Here is a 13638-nt window from a genome sequence, read left to right as displayed (position 1 = left end):
GGAAACACTTCAATAGAGGTGAGTCCATTCAATTGGTTTTAATTCACAATTACATTTGTGCGAAAGTTCGTTTTCGTTTGAATTTGGAGGGATACCAACTGACTTTAGCCAATATAAAGTACTTTTTTTGCACGGGATTAAGTTGCTGAATAATTTGAGTATTCAGGGCTGGTGGATAGATTTAATGCAAGGCTAGTGTCGTTCTATAAATCTATTATTCAATCTTTCGGGAAAAATAACAATATACACAATGTAAAATAAATAGGCAGTTGCTTTTCACATAAGGTGAGTGAAGGGAATAGTTATTTGTCGGTAAACAGTATTAACTCTAGTGCTAATCGCTTTTCTGTTTGCATGAAATCTTGGCCAAGCAGTTGCTCAATTTTTTCCAAACGATGGTACAGTGTTTGTCTAACGATAAACAGGCGTTCGGCAGTGTCTTTTTTCTGACCATTTGTGTCTAAGTATACTTTTAATGTTTCGACTAATTTACTACTATGCTTGCGGTCATAGTCAATAACGGGCTGTATATATTCGGTCATCATGTCCATAATATATGGACTTTTTTGTAATTGTAAAATTAAATGGTGAAGGTGTAAATCCTCGTGAAAATACGAAAGCTGTGGGGCTTTCCACCGAATGTGTAAGGTGTCTTTCGCTGTTAGAAAGCTAGTATTGACAGCTTGGAAATGAGTGACGTATTTGCCTACAGCGACTGAAATTTTAAAGTCAGCATATTTATATTTTTGCTGATTATCATGGATTTGTGTAATGGCTTGTTCGATACGTTGCTTATACGTATCTTGTGCGCGTAAATTCGCTAAAATAAAAATAAGCTGTTGTTGCTTTTCTATGATAAACGGATAGAAATCTAACTTCTCTAAGACATTGCGCGTAAACAGCTTATAGTACGTTAAATCACTGCTTTTACTTTTGTGGATTTGATGTATCATGACCAGCCAATGACTTGTCGTGATATCTGCATGATGGTCTTGCAGGAAATGTGTCAATTCCTCCACATTGGATAGGCCATTCAACCATTGCTTTAAAACTTCACGATCCTCTACAGCTTTTTTTTCCTCGCTATACAAAACCCGCAATAAATAGTGTGATAGTGCAATAACCGTGCGATCTAAAATAAGTGCATCGTATTCATTGACGACGCGCTGCGGGGAAAACAAACATACCTCCCCATAATACTGGTTGAAAATATTCACCTCACAGCGAATAACATGTTTTTCCTCATAATCAGGGCTTGCTTGTTGTTGCATCTTGTCATACTTGTCCTGCTGAATATTGGGAATAAACAAAGGCTTTTGCCCATTGAATGTAAAGATGACTTGCAAGCCAAGATGTTTATAGAGGTGCATTAAAATTTGCTCGTAATTGTTGGCGGTAAGTGTGTATTTATTAATTTGCTGAGCGTAGTTTTCCAGGTTTTTCACCATGCCATATTGCTGATTGATGAGGATGCTGTGTATTTCTTGGGTGATTTCGACAAAGGCTACCTCCTGTTGAAAGATAATAAGAGGGAATTGGTAGTCAGTCGCCAGTTGCTGTATGCAATCAGGAATTTTTTGAATGGAGCTACCGAGCTCAATGCACAGCCCAGCTGATTTGGATGCAATTAATTGGTGAATAAAGTTATGGAAGTCATCGTCATTGTTTTTCAAATGAATACCCGTTGTCAAAATTAATTCATTGCCCTTTAATAATTTGGCAGCATCCATATTTTCGACGATATGCACCCATTTGATGACATTGAGTTGCCCCTCTGCACCAGCAAGAAGCTTTGCGCTACTGAATAACTTTTTCGTCAGTACATCAGCTACAGTGAGTGAAAATCCATTCATAACTTCCTCCTCCTATCACGCATAATTATTGATGCGTCAACACATCTTCTATTAAAAAGGCCATATATAAATTGGTTTTTGTAAAAGGGTTGGTGGCGTCCATATCTAATAGAAGTTCTACTTTTTTGATTTTATATAGGACAGTGTTGCGATGAATGAATAAACGTTCACTAATTTTACTCGTACTGCCGTTTTCTTCAAGGTAAATACGTAAAAATGACACGTAATCGGAGTTGTGCAAATCATCATATCGATAAAGCTGTCCAAGTATATCCTGACTAAAGGATTCAATTAATGTCCGATTTTGCACACCCATAATAATTTTATAGGCTCCAATTTCTTTGTATTTATATAAGAAGCGGTTGTTGTGCAGCTGTGCTAATTGAATGACGGTGAGTGATTCCTCGTAACTTTTATGGATGTTTTCGTAGTCTTCATAAAAATTCCCTTTGCCAATGATGACATTTAAGCTATCGTTTTCCTGAGTGATTTTGTCGTAGATGTCTTCAACTGTTTTTGAGAAAGGGCTATTGGATGTAGTGATTTGTGTTCGGTTGATGAGATAGATGAGTTGATTTTTGTGCTTGAGTCTTAAAAAGCGTTTATATCTATTTCGAAATGCGAGCTGAATGAGGACCTCGTAACGGTCAATGCTGCTGTGTGCATCTGTTGTTGTACAAGTGATGATGGCCAATTCTGCGCCTTGTGGAAATCCAAGTTGGGTTAAATTTTGCCTTGTGGAATCGACGTGCTGTTTGTAGTGAAACAGTAAGTTGTAAAGGACTTGGTCTTCGGTGGAGTGTTCTTGCTCGTGAGTGGTGATAAATTGAAATGTCGTTTTTAAAAGATCGGCTACACGGCGGTCCCAAGGCATTTGAAAAATGGGCAATTCATGCTCATTGGCAAACGACATGACCGATTCAGGAATGTCAGGAATATATGGCCCCGTATTCACGATAAAACCAGCTATATTTTTAGTGTACGCCAGTTTAACGAGTTGTTCTAAGGATGTATTTTGGTGTGGAAAGTTAATACCTGTTGTCACAACTAATTCATTTGGGCGGCAAAACATGATTAAATCAATGCTTTCTACTACGTTAATACCTGTAACTCTTCGATACATACCGCTTTGTCCAGCTACTAATGTCAGCATCGGGAATAGAGCCCCCTCTACGATTTTGCCAATCGTTCCCATAACAGCCCCCCCTTATTATACAAATAACGTACCATACATATTGTGCACTTGCACATACTTTCTTAGCTTTATACCCATATCTTCCAAATGCTTTCTATTATATAATTTTCATAAACAACAACTTTTTAATAATTCAAAATTTGTAATCTTCAAAAACAAACACTTTTTAATAACTGTGAAAGAGAGGACTTGCATATGTTTAAATGTAATAGTAATCGATTGCAGGGGTTAATTGAAAAATTTAGTCAATTCGGCGCAACTGCCAATGGGGGCGTAACCCGTTTGTCCCTTTCAAAAGAGGATGTATTAGCGAGAGACTATTTTTGTGAAATATGCATGGAGTTAGGCATGGATATTCAAGTAGATGATATGGCAAATATCTATGCGATGCTACCAGGAAAAAAAGATTGCCCACCAATCGTAATGGGATCACATCTAGATTCGGTTGAAAAAGGCGGCAGGTTTGATGGTGTCTTAGGTATTTTAACAGCAATAGAGGCGATACGAACGTTAAAGGAAAACGACATTGAGCTCGAGATCCCATTAATGCTTGTAAATTTTACGAATGAAGAAGGTGCGCGCTTCGATCCAGCTATGATGAGTTCAGGTGTCATTGCTTCAAAATTCAGTAAAGAAAAAATGCTACAGTCTGTCGATAAAAAGGGCATTACTTTTCAAGAAGCATTACAGGCGAGTGGTTACGCGGGGGATCAAGGAAAACGGTTAACAGAAGCCCTTGCTTATATTGAGTTGCATATTGAACAAGGACCGGTATTAGTAGAAAAGCAACGTGAAATTGGTGTGGTCGAAGGCGTTTTAGGCATGGTGTGTTATGAAATTACCGTGACAGGTGAATCAAATCACGCTGGCACAACACCGATGTCGATGCGTAAAGATCCGATGATTGTGGCGTCTCGTATAATTTCGACTTTGCATGAGCAGCTGGGCAAAATCGATGAAGAGCTTGTGTTCACATTTGGGCGTATGCACGTGGCGCCTAATATTCATACAGTCATTCCGAACGAAGTAGTGTTTACCATGGATTCGCGTCATCAAAATCCAGCGGTGATGCGCAAAGTGGAGAAGCTATTGACGGGTTTAGCTTCAGAGGAAAACGGTTGCCACATTCGCTCGGTCAAGCTATGGGGGCGGGAGACGGTGTTTTTTGAGGCAGCTATTTGCAATGAAGTGGAAAAATCATGTCGTGACTTTGGTTATTCCTTCCATAGAATGTTCAGTGGGGCGGGGCACGATGCGCAGTATATCGCGAGCTTCATCCCCTCAGCAATGATTTTTGTTCCGAGTATCAAGGGGAAAAGTCATTGTGAGGAGGAAGAAACGACATTTGAAGACTGTGCAAAGGGTGCAGACGTGTTACTGGCCACCGTGTTGACACTACAAACGAAGTTCAGCATGGGCGAAAAATACACACTAAACTCATGATGAGCCAGCATATTAATAGATTTCGCTAAATTTCACATTCATTAATGGAAGGGTGAGGGTAGCTTGAAAAAAGTGATTAAAGGTGGACTCATTGCGACAGCTTCAGATATGTATGAGGCAGATATTTTAATAGAGAACGGTAAAATTATGCAAATCGGAAAAAATTTATCAGCTGACGGAGCGGAAATTGTAGATGCAACGGGTAAATACGTGATGCCTGGGGGAATTGATCCGCATACGCATTTGGATATGCCGTTCAACAACACAGTGACAGACGATGATTGGAAGTCGGGTACAATTGCGGCTGCCTTCGGTGGGACGACGACGATTTTAGACTTTTGCTTATCTGCGGGTGAAGAAAAACTTGCGACGGCTGTGGAAAAGTGGCATGTAAAAGCAAAGGGCAAATCAGCCATTGACTACGGTTTCCATTTAATGATAGGTGATTTAACGCCTGAAACAGAGGCCGAGTTACCGTTGTTACTAGAGAGGGAAGGGATTACGTCTGTCAAGGTGTTCATGGCTTACGCGAAAGAATTCCAGGCGACAGATCGTACACTGTTCAAAGCCTTTAAAATCGCAAAAGACATTGGCGCTGTTGTCATGGTGCACTGTGAAAATGGCTCAGTCATCGATGAATTAGTAGAGGAGGCCAAGCAAGCTGGTCAGACTGCGCCAATTTATCACGCGCTGACGCGTCCCGCAGAATTAGAGGGTGAGGCGACGAAACGGGCCATTGAACTAGCGCATATCGCAGGAGCCAAGCTTTATGTTGTACATGTGACGTGCAAAGAGGCACTAGATGAAATTATCGCAGCGCGTGAAAAGGGCTATGACGTGTATGGGGAAACATGTCCACCCTATTTAACGCTCGATCAGTCAGCGTTAGCACAGCCAGGCTTCGAGGGGGCAAAATACGTTTGGTCTCCACCACTTCGCCCGAAATATCATCAAGCGCATTTGTGGAATGCGTTAAAAGCCAAGCAACTGCAAACAATTGGCTCGGACCAATGTTCATTTAACTTTAACGGGAAAAAGCAATTAGGGTTAAATGACTTTTCTAAAATTCCAAATGGTGGACCGTTTATCGAAGATCGTTTTAGCATTTTATTTTCTGAAGGTGTAGCGAAAGGGCGAATTTCCATCTATGACTTTGTCGATATGATTTCGACAAATGCCGCAAAAATTTTCGGCTTATATCCACAAAAAGGAACGATTGCTATTGGTTCTGACGCGGATATCGTAATTTTTGATCCTACGGTAAAACGTGAAATTTCAGCGAACACCCACCATATGAATGTCGACTACAACCCGTATGAGGGCTGGGAAGTGACAGGACAGCCTATAAGTGTCCTTGTGCGTGGTGAATATGTCATTAAAAACAAACAATTTGTAGGAGCAGTAGGCAGCGGCCAATATATCAAGCGTGCACTACAGCCGACAACTGCACAAACAATCAACGTGTAAACATCAATCCATGAGGGGGGAATGTTTCAATGACTTCGCAACTCGAACAAAACTTTATGGAAATGACTAGCAAGATGACAAAAAATGAGGCACAAGAAGAGGCTAATCGCTGTCTGTACTGCTATGACGCACCTTGTATTACAGCTTGTCCGACAAGTATTCCAATTCCAAGTTTCATCAAAAAAATTGCTTCCAGTAATATGTTAGGTTCGGCCAAGACAATTATGGAGGCCAATCCGATTGGTGCAAGCTGTGCGCGAGTATGCCCGACTGAGGAATTATGTGAAGGGGCATGTGTGTTAAATTCCTCAACAAAGCCTATTAAAATCGGACACTTGCAACGCTATGCAACAGATTGGGCGATGGAATCAGACGTCGAGCTATTTAAAAAAGGTCAACCAAATGGACAAAAAGTAGCGATTGTTGGCGCTGGCCCAGCTGGTTTATCGGCAGCGCGTGAGCTTAGTCGCTTCGGCTATAGTGTCACTATTTTTGAAGGAGAAGCAAAGGCTGGTGGCTTGGGCAACTACGGCATCGTGTCATTCCGATTACCGAATGATGTAGTGGATTGGGAAGTGGCGCAAGTTGTAAAGCTTGGTGTGGACATTAAAACAAACACAACAGTAGGTGTGGATATTTCTGCTGAGGAAATTTTAGCGCAATATGACAGCGTTATTTTAGCGGTTGGTATGGGGGCCGTGCCTAATCTTGGCATTAAAGGTGAGGAACTAGCTGGCGTTCATGATGCCATTGAGTTTGTAAAGCATACGAAAATGGGTGCACTGACAGAAGACTTAGTCGGTAAACGTGTTGCGGTCATCGGTGCTGGTAACACAGCCATCGATGGTGCAACCTGTGCTGTGCGACTAGGTGCGGAACAAGTGGACATTCTTTATAGAAGAACAGAAAAAGAGATGACTGCCTACCAATTTGAATATGAATTTGCCAAGCAGGATGGCGTTGGATTTAAGTGGCTGACAGCGCCGCAACAAATTATCGGAGATGATGCAGGGAAAGTAGTGGGCCTTGAATGCGTCAAGATGAAGCTCGGCGAGGCGGGTGCAGATGGCAGGCAACGACCTGAAGTAATCAAAGGATCTGAGTTTGTGATAGAGGTGGACGCGGTCATTAAAGCAATTGGCCAAACGCGCTTTGTCTCCCTCATTGAATCGTTTGGATTACAGCATACGAACGGAGTGGTAGACATTGACGAAACGACTATGCAAACATCGAATGACAAAGTGTTTGCTTGTGGAGATGTCGTGTTCGGCAATGGCCAAGGGGAAGCAATGGTGGTAACAGCTGCACAGCAAGGGAAAGATGCTGCTTACATCATTCATGAGCGTTTAAGAAAACCGAGCGAGATCGCATAGGGGGGATGAAGCATGGCAGACTTACGAATTGACTTAGCGGGGATTAAATCACCGAATCCATTTTGGTTAGCATCGGCACCACCGACTAATTCAGGCTATCAAGTGCAACGTGCATTTGAAGCGGGCTGGGGTGGCGCGGTTTGGAAAACATTGGGCGAACCAATTTTGAATGTTTCATCGCGCTTTGCGGCTGTCAGCTATAACGGACAGAGAGTAGCCGGCTTTAATAATATTGAGCTTATTACGGATCGTCCGTTAGAGGTTAATTTACAGGAAATTCTTGAAACGAAAAAAAGGTTTCCTAATCATGCCATTATCGCTTCCTTAATGGTAGAGCCAAAGCAGGAAAAGTGGCATGAGATTGTCAAAAAAGTAGAAGCCGTGGGAGTTGATGGCCTTGAGCTTAATTTTGGTTGTCCACATGGGATGGCGGAACGAGGAATGGGGGCTGCATCTGGTCAAGTCCCTGAATTGGTTGAAAAGCAAACGTACTGGGCGAAGGAAGTTGCACGTACACCTGTTATCGTCAAGCTAACGCCAAACATTACGGATATTACGGTGACGGCAGAAGCTGCTGTGCGTGGCGGCGCAGATGCGGTTAGTATGATTAATACGATTAACAGCCTAGCGGGTGTCGATTTAGATTCATGGAATACGGTGCCGCATGTCGGTGGGAAAGGGGCACATGGCGGATATTCCGGTGCTGCTGTCAAGCCGATTGCACTAAATATGGTCGCAGAATGTGCTCGAAATCCTTTTGTCAATGTACCTATTTCAGGCATTGGTGGGATTTCAAATTGGCGGGATGCTGCGGAATTTATGCTGATGGGTGCAACAGGCGTACAGGTTTGTACAGCAGCGATGCACCACGGATTTAGTATTGTCGAAGATATGATTGATGGGCTTAATAATTATCTGGATGAGAAAGGCATTGCCTCGGTGATGGATATAGTCGGTCAGTCGGTCCAACGTTATTCTAACTGGGGTGATTTAGACTTAAACTACAAAATTGTTGCTGAAATTAATAATGAAGTTTGTATTAATTGCAATAAATGCCATATTGCATGTGAAGATACGGCACATCAATGTATTGACCTGTACACAGAGAGTGGTCGTCCGATGCTAAAGGTGCGTGAACAAGATTGTGTAGGCTGTAATTTATGCGCAATTGTATGCCCAGTAGAAGGTGCGATTTCGATGGTCGAAAGAATGTCCACTATTGCGCCAATGACTTGGAACGAACGCCAATCAATTATCAGCAGTTTTGCTCGATAAAGAAGTAGGGTGGGTTTCCGTTCTGGCTGTGCGTTTACCGGGGGTTTCATCTGGGACACTAATCCCCAGGAGTATAAAAAAAGGTCAATTGTTTGTTTAAAGATGAGAAAGTAAACATTTTTAGACTTGGGGCAGTGTCTAGACTCCAGGCGCAAGCCGCTCGGGTCATAAGCAATCCAGCTATGTGGCAAAGACCGCCACGTCGCTGAATCGACTTATGCCTGTCGCGTCTTAAACAGCGCCTTCCGCTTTTCTTTGTTAACTGGAAATCTACTATAAGGGAGAGACATGAATGGCGAATGGTGGAGATTATTTAAAATCACCAGATTTACTTCCAGTGGCACATCAAAAAAGAAGTATAGGGACATTTGGTTTTGCAGTGATTTGGATTGGAATGGCCATCGTTTTAGCCGCCTTTGCAATTGGTGGATCAGGTATTATGAGTTTGTCATTGCCGATGGTCATTTTAGCGACTTTGATAGGTTCCGTTTTAATCGGCATATTGATGACGTTAATCGGTGATATTGGTATTGAACACGGTTTGTCCTTCCCGGTTTATATGCGTGCCCCATTTGGCACAATTGGCACGCATATACCATCGCTCGTTCGTGGGGTGACAGCTGCTTGTTGGTTCGGGCTTAACACCTATTTTGGTGCAATGGCCATCAATGGGATTTTGAATTTATTATTCGACTTTAATAATTGGTTTATATGCTTCCTTGTTTTTGCGGCATTACAGTTATTTAACACATCGCTCGGCATTAAATCCATTGAGCGCTTTGCGGATTTTGCTGCGCCGGTTATTATTTTAATATCGTGCTGGATGTACATTACTCTTGCGGATCAAGCTACGGCTTCAGGCAAAGATGTGTGGACTTGGATGGAGTTACCGACAACAGGAATGGCAGCTTTTACAGCATTCATGGTTGTGATGATGGCGAACATGGGGTTCTGGGCAACGTTAGCAGCTGATATGCCAACACTATCCCGCTTCTTTAAAGCACCAAAAAATGAACGCAATTGGTTCAAGCGTAATAAGACGCAGTTAGTTGGCTCTTTGATCGTGATGCCGATTACCAATACATTTATCGTAACCATAGGTGCAGTGGCTTATATGGCAGTAGCATCTGCTGATCCGATAAATGCCTTGCAGCAAAGTGCAAGTGGAATTGTGTTAGGGATTTTATTGCTAATGATTGTGTTAGCGCAATGGTCAACAAACACGTCCGCAAACGTTATTCCTGCAGCAACGATATTCTCAAACATTGGTGGACCAAAAGTGCCATTCGGGGCTGCTGTAATAATCGCGGGGGTTATTGGGATTTTAGCACAGCCGTGGAGCTTATTTGGCGTCTTAGTCGATGCGCTATTAATCATTGGCGGTATTTTAACAGCAATTGTGGGGATATTATTCGCCGATTATTATTTAATCCGTAAACGTCGTGTGAACGTAAAAGATCTGTACGAGTTAGACGGCCAATATAAGTATATGAATGGCTTTAACTTAGCGGGGTTAATCGCTTGGGTGATTGGTGGTGTCTTAGCGAATATGTTCCCAACGTATTCTTCATTGGTCGGCTTTTTCGTGGGGGCACTCGTGTACTACGTCTTAGCGAAATATTGGTGGTTCAAAAAATACCCGCAAGCCGAACTAGACGATCCTAGTGATGCCAAGTATTTAGGTATTACAGTTGGCCACGATTGGGACGATATCGTCGTGCAAGAAATCGAAACAAAAGGTGCTGAATAAGAAAAGCGAGGTGTGTGTATGTCGGATCATTTACTAAGCAAGGATGAAATGAAAAAAGTAGATGACTATTTAGATAGGGGCTTTAAAGTCCATTATGTGTATGAAAATTTAAGCGGGATGTTTGTCGAGTTTAACCGGCAGGAAGAAGAGGTTTGTTTGCAGATTCTGACAGCCGATGCGCGTAAATATTTTGCGGCAAAGCTCCAAGAACAAACGCTGTTGCAAGAAGGTATGTCAATTTAATATGAAGTGGTGAAAACTCTATTCTATTACATTCTAGAATAGAGTTTTAATGTTGTGCTTTTATGTGCGACCTGCTCAATTACTGGTTGTAAGAGCAATTGCGGTAAAGCAGGTAAAAAGTTGATTCAAACGGTACAGCAGTAAATAAACCACTGCGAAGTAAAATAAACCGAATCGGTATTTTGTTGGTGCAATGGTTCTCGATTTATCTCATCTCGTTATATTTGCCAACGCATTTCTTCTAGTATAGCTGTTCATTAAGTAGAAAAGATGTCTTAGCATTTATTTTAGGTAAAAGAGTTTATTTCATAATTCTCAGCCCATACGCACAAAGGCTTTCTAGACCCTGATACCTTTTACTCATATACTTGAATCGTGGCGGCACACGGCAATATCGCTTTTATTCCGTTAGTTCATTCCTTATCCGTTCAAAAATTACCCCGCTGCTATCTGAATTTAAAAGGTATATTTCAGGATTACTAAGGTTTGCCCATTCATCAAATGCGAACTGTTTAGTGTAATGATTTAAAAGCAAAGACATTAAGTTCCCGTGTGTCACAATGATTGTATTTTCAAACTTGCTTTTAAAAATACTTTCTACAACTCCTATGATCCGATTTGCAGCCTCATCACTAGACTCTCCACCTTCAAATTTTAAGTCGTGATTATCGAAAGTTTCACTTAACTTTTGAAGCCAATCTTCTAACGGTTCGGTACTTAGTACACGTTCTTTTAATTGGCTATTAATTTCAATCTCAAGCTTTAACCGTTCTGCAAGTGGTTGTATAGTTTGAATGGCACGTTTGTAGGGACTCGAAATTATCTGTTCAACTTTAACATTATCGAAAAATGCAGATAATTCAATCGCCTGTCTAATGCCTATTGCAGTGAGTGGCGATTCAGATGACTGACCCTCGGCTTTACAATGACGTATCACATATATTTTTTTCAACCGAATCACCCCAAAATCGAACTTATTTGTGAATGCAAGTCATAAATGCTGTTTTGGCACCCTTTAGTAGAAAATCATTTTTACTTAAGGTTGTAGAAAAAGCAACTTAAAAGTTTTATGGTACATACAAACTATCTTGTTTTAGTATGTTCTCTGCTAGTTTAATGTTTTTCTTTAGATATACAGGAAGTTCCGCATGAGCAAGAATTTCTGAAGTGGTCATCCAAATAACATCATCAACCTCTTCCGTGCTTTTAGCATATGGTTCTCCTGTTTTATGCTGACATAAAAAAACGACATCAATTACATTTATCCCTGATTCAGTAACAAAAGAAGAGCTATTTACATATCTGAGAGCCGTCACTTCACTTCCTACTTCTTCGAAAATTTCCCGTTTTAAGGTCCGTTCAAGTATATCAGAGGAATTTCCTTCGATTTCACACTTTCCGCCAACTAGTGAAATAGAGCCTCCAGCATGTTCTTCCTTTTCACTTCTTCGAATTAGAAGCCACTTACCCTTACAATGGATAGCCCCTTCTATATTTACTACAAACATAAAACAGCCTCCTGAAATTCAACTTTGTCTACTGCAATCTGGACCGTTCGTGGAATAGTTCGACTTATTTACCCTGCTTTTAGTATAGCAGAGTTATCTTATAGATCCTTTAATTTTCGATAATTGGATATCGAATTCTTGGACACTCGTCTAGTTCAAGAGAACAAAAATAGCATTGCGGTTAACGGTGCTATTTGTTACTTAAATTATGGCGAAACTACCGCCTGAAATCGTGTTAATTCCCGTGTTATTTGAAGTGTTCCATCTTTTTATCTATTCCCTAAAAAAATGCAAGTACAATCTTGCATGTAGTAGTGAGGTTTTTCAATATAGTGTAATCGGTATAGAGTAGTTTTTAGAAAATGACTCATCCTATCGAAAAGGAGATGAGTTCTATGATGCGGAAAATGTGTATGACACTTGGGGTTTTTATGCTAGTGAATGCAGCATCCATACATATCCCAACGATTCTTCATGCGAAAGAAGAACAACCAGCCTACGCTAAGTGGGGGAGGCTCGCGATAAAAGAAACCGAAGCTAAATACCCCAATGCGAAAGTGATTGACTACCTGCATGAAGGAAGCGAATCTCAAAAAGATGAAACAATTGAAAAGTTTAAGCTATGGTTAAAAGAGGATGACAAGGAATTCGGTGTTTTTGTAAGAATTAAGTTTATGACAAAAACGGAACAAGTGATTACGATTGATCTACAAGAAACCTCTAGATAAACTACGCGTATAAGTGTCTGTTTACTAGCGATATCCTTATCAGTTTAAAATCTTAATGAGGACGAGTATACGTCAGGAATTTTCAAATAGTTGTTTAACAAAGGTGAAATCCATGTTAAACAGCTTTTTTGAGTTATTGCTCAGCCCTCTCATTTGCATTGAGTTCATGTTACTAGTTGAATCATTAGCGATAGTTGAAAAAGGCTAGCAAACAAGATTGCGCCAATGGTTCGAAAAAGCTGCCTGCTCAACCGGCAACAGTGTAAGCCAAACCAATCACGCTACAGTTGGTAAATATAATGAAACAGGTTGTACAGGTACTGTGGAAAAAGCTTGAATCCCCGAAAAGGATCGATGCAGCCAAGGTTGCGATCGATCCTTTTTTGTCGAGAAAATTATCCGAACAAGAAAGCCCATTTATTTAGGCGTTGGACTGGTCAGAGTGGTATTCCAAAAGAGTGAATGAAGTTTATGGTACGCTTTGTAACTAACAATCGTGAATGTCTAAACCTTCACGACTATCTTCGAATATGGAAGCTTTCTAACAGTTATGGTTTTATGGTTGAATGACAGAATTTCGACGATCAGTTTTATAGTGATGGGCACTTATTCAATCACGACTGTTTGTCACACAGATACCCATAACTATCTAGAACAAACTAGGTGCATATTTAATGAAGTAATATGCACCATAGAGCCAGCTCAAACAACCATGTATAATTGCCCAACCGATTGACTTGTAAGCTGTGAATGAAATAACCATGGAAAGACAAGTTCCGAAACTAATGCCTTTTTTAAGTACA

General features: G+C 41.0%; 11 protein-coding genes. 7 read left to right on the top strand and 4 right to left on the bottom strand.

All coding sequences use genetic code 11. The features are described 5' to 3' along the window. Window positions 1-302: 302 nt before the first annotated feature. The gene (locus I2484_RS16635; protein WP_207152177.1) at window positions 303-1853 is read right to left on the bottom strand and encodes a PucR family transcriptional regulator; all 1551 of its coding nucleotides are present in this window, start codon (window positions 1851-1853) and stop codon (window positions 303-305) included. Window positions 1854-1878: 25 nt separating this feature from the next. After that, on the bottom strand, window positions 1879-3048 hold the full coding sequence (locus I2484_RS16630; protein ID WP_207152176.1) for a PucR family transcriptional regulator: 1170 nt from the start codon (window positions 3046-3048) through the stop codon (window positions 1879-1881). 195 nt (window positions 3049-3243) lie between these two features. Between I2484_RS16630 and I2484_RS16625 the strand changes: the two genes are divergently transcribed. From I2484_RS16625 to I2484_RS16600, 6 genes are all read left to right on the top strand, one after another. Next, window positions 3244-4491, top strand: a complete 1248-nt coding sequence (locus I2484_RS16625) for a Zn-dependent hydrolase (protein ID WP_207152175.1) — start codon at window positions 3244-3246, stop codon at window positions 4489-4491. 63 nt (window positions 4492-4554) lie between these two features. Further along, window positions 4555-5958: a dihydropyrimidinase gene (hydA, locus tag I2484_RS16620; protein WP_207152174.1), complete on the top strand. Its 1404-nt coding sequence runs from the start codon at window positions 4555-4557 to the stop codon at window positions 5956-5958. A 29-nt stretch (window positions 5959-5987) separates the two neighbouring features. Continuing rightward, window positions 5988-7331: an NAD(P)-dependent oxidoreductase gene (locus tag I2484_RS16615; protein WP_207152173.1), complete on the top strand. Its 1344-nt coding sequence runs from the start codon at window positions 5988-5990 to the stop codon at window positions 7329-7331. A 12-nt stretch (window positions 7332-7343) separates the two neighbouring features. Continuing rightward, window positions 7344-8606, top strand: coding sequence for an NAD-dependent dihydropyrimidine dehydrogenase subunit PreA (preA, locus tag I2484_RS16610; protein ID WP_207152172.1), 1263 nt, complete (start codon window positions 7344-7346; stop codon window positions 8604-8606). Between the two features lie 292 nt (window positions 8607-8898). Further along, window positions 8899-10356 (top strand): NCS1 family transporter, encoded by a 1458-nt coding sequence (locus I2484_RS16605; protein ID WP_207152171.1) that lies wholly within the window; start codon window positions 8899-8901, stop codon window positions 10354-10356. 18 nt (window positions 10357-10374) lie between these two features. Continuing rightward, on the top strand, window positions 10375-10599 hold the full coding sequence (locus I2484_RS16600) for a hypothetical protein (protein ID WP_207152170.1): 225 nt from the start codon (window positions 10375-10377) through the stop codon (window positions 10597-10599). 400 nt (window positions 10600-10999) lie between these two features. On the opposite strand, the gene I2484_RS16595 is transcribed toward I2484_RS16600, so the two are convergent. Together I2484_RS16595 and I2484_RS16590 are read right to left on the bottom strand one after the other, a co-directional pair. Beyond that, the gene (locus I2484_RS16595; RefSeq protein WP_207152169.1) at window positions 11000-11551 is read right to left on the bottom strand and encodes a histidine phosphatase family protein; all 552 of its coding nucleotides are present in this window, start codon (window positions 11549-11551) and stop codon (window positions 11000-11002) included. A gap of 115 nt (window positions 11552-11666) precedes the next feature. Further along, the gene (locus tag I2484_RS16590) at window positions 11667-12107 is read right to left on the bottom strand and encodes an NUDIX hydrolase (protein WP_207152168.1); all 441 of its coding nucleotides are present in this window, start codon (window positions 12105-12107) and stop codon (window positions 11667-11669) included. A gap of 395 nt (window positions 12108-12502) precedes the next feature. Here I2484_RS16590 and I2484_RS16585 point away from each other — a divergent pair, with 395 nt between their 5' ends. Continuing rightward, entirely contained in the window at window positions 12503-12835 is a 333-nt protein-coding gene (locus I2484_RS16585) for a DUF3889 domain-containing protein (RefSeq protein ID WP_346014211.1), read from the top strand. Window positions 12836-13638 lie beyond the last annotated feature (803 nt).

Origin of the sequence: Sporosarcina sp. E16_8, from assembly GCF_017347095.1 — a bacterium.
Lineage (GTDB): Bacteria > Bacillota > Bacilli > Bacillales_A > Planococcaceae > Sporosarcina.
Note: the sequence above shows the minus strand (reverse complement) of the source record. Positions and strands in the feature narration are given on the sequence as shown.

Excerpts from the sequence above, each read along its gene's own strand:
- I2484_RS16590 (WP_207152168.1), bottom strand. The coding sequence starts at position 12,107 with ATGTTTGTAGTAAATATAGAAGGGGCTATCCATTGTAAGGGTAAGTGG.
- I2484_RS16625 (WP_207152175.1), top strand. The coding sequence starts at position 3,244 with ATGTTTAAATGTAATAGTAATCGATTGCAGGGGTTAATTGAAAAATTT.
- I2484_RS16635 (WP_207152177.1), bottom strand. The coding sequence starts at position 1,853 with ATGAATGGATTTTCACTCACTGTAGCTGATGTACTGACGAAAAAGTTA.
- I2484_RS16605 (WP_207152171.1), top strand. The coding sequence starts at position 8,899 with ATGGCGAATGGTGGAGATTATTTAAAATCACCAGATTTACTTCCAGTG.
- I2484_RS16615 (WP_207152173.1), top strand. The coding sequence starts at position 5,988 with ATGACTTCGCAACTCGAACAAAACTTTATGGAAATGACTAGCAAGATG.
- preA (WP_207152172.1), top strand. The coding sequence starts at position 7,344 with ATGGCAGACTTACGAATTGACTTAGCGGGGATTAAATCACCGAATCCA.
- I2484_RS16630 (WP_207152176.1), bottom strand. The coding sequence starts at position 3,048 with ATGGGAACGATTGGCAAAATCGTAGAGGGGGCTCTATTCCCGATGCTG.
- I2484_RS16600 (WP_207152170.1), top strand. The coding sequence starts at position 10,375 with ATGTCGGATCATTTACTAAGCAAGGATGAAATGAAAAAAGTAGATGAC.
- I2484_RS16585 (WP_346014211.1), top strand. The coding sequence starts at position 12,503 with ATGATGCGGAAAATGTGTATGACACTTGGGGTTTTTATGCTAGTGAAT.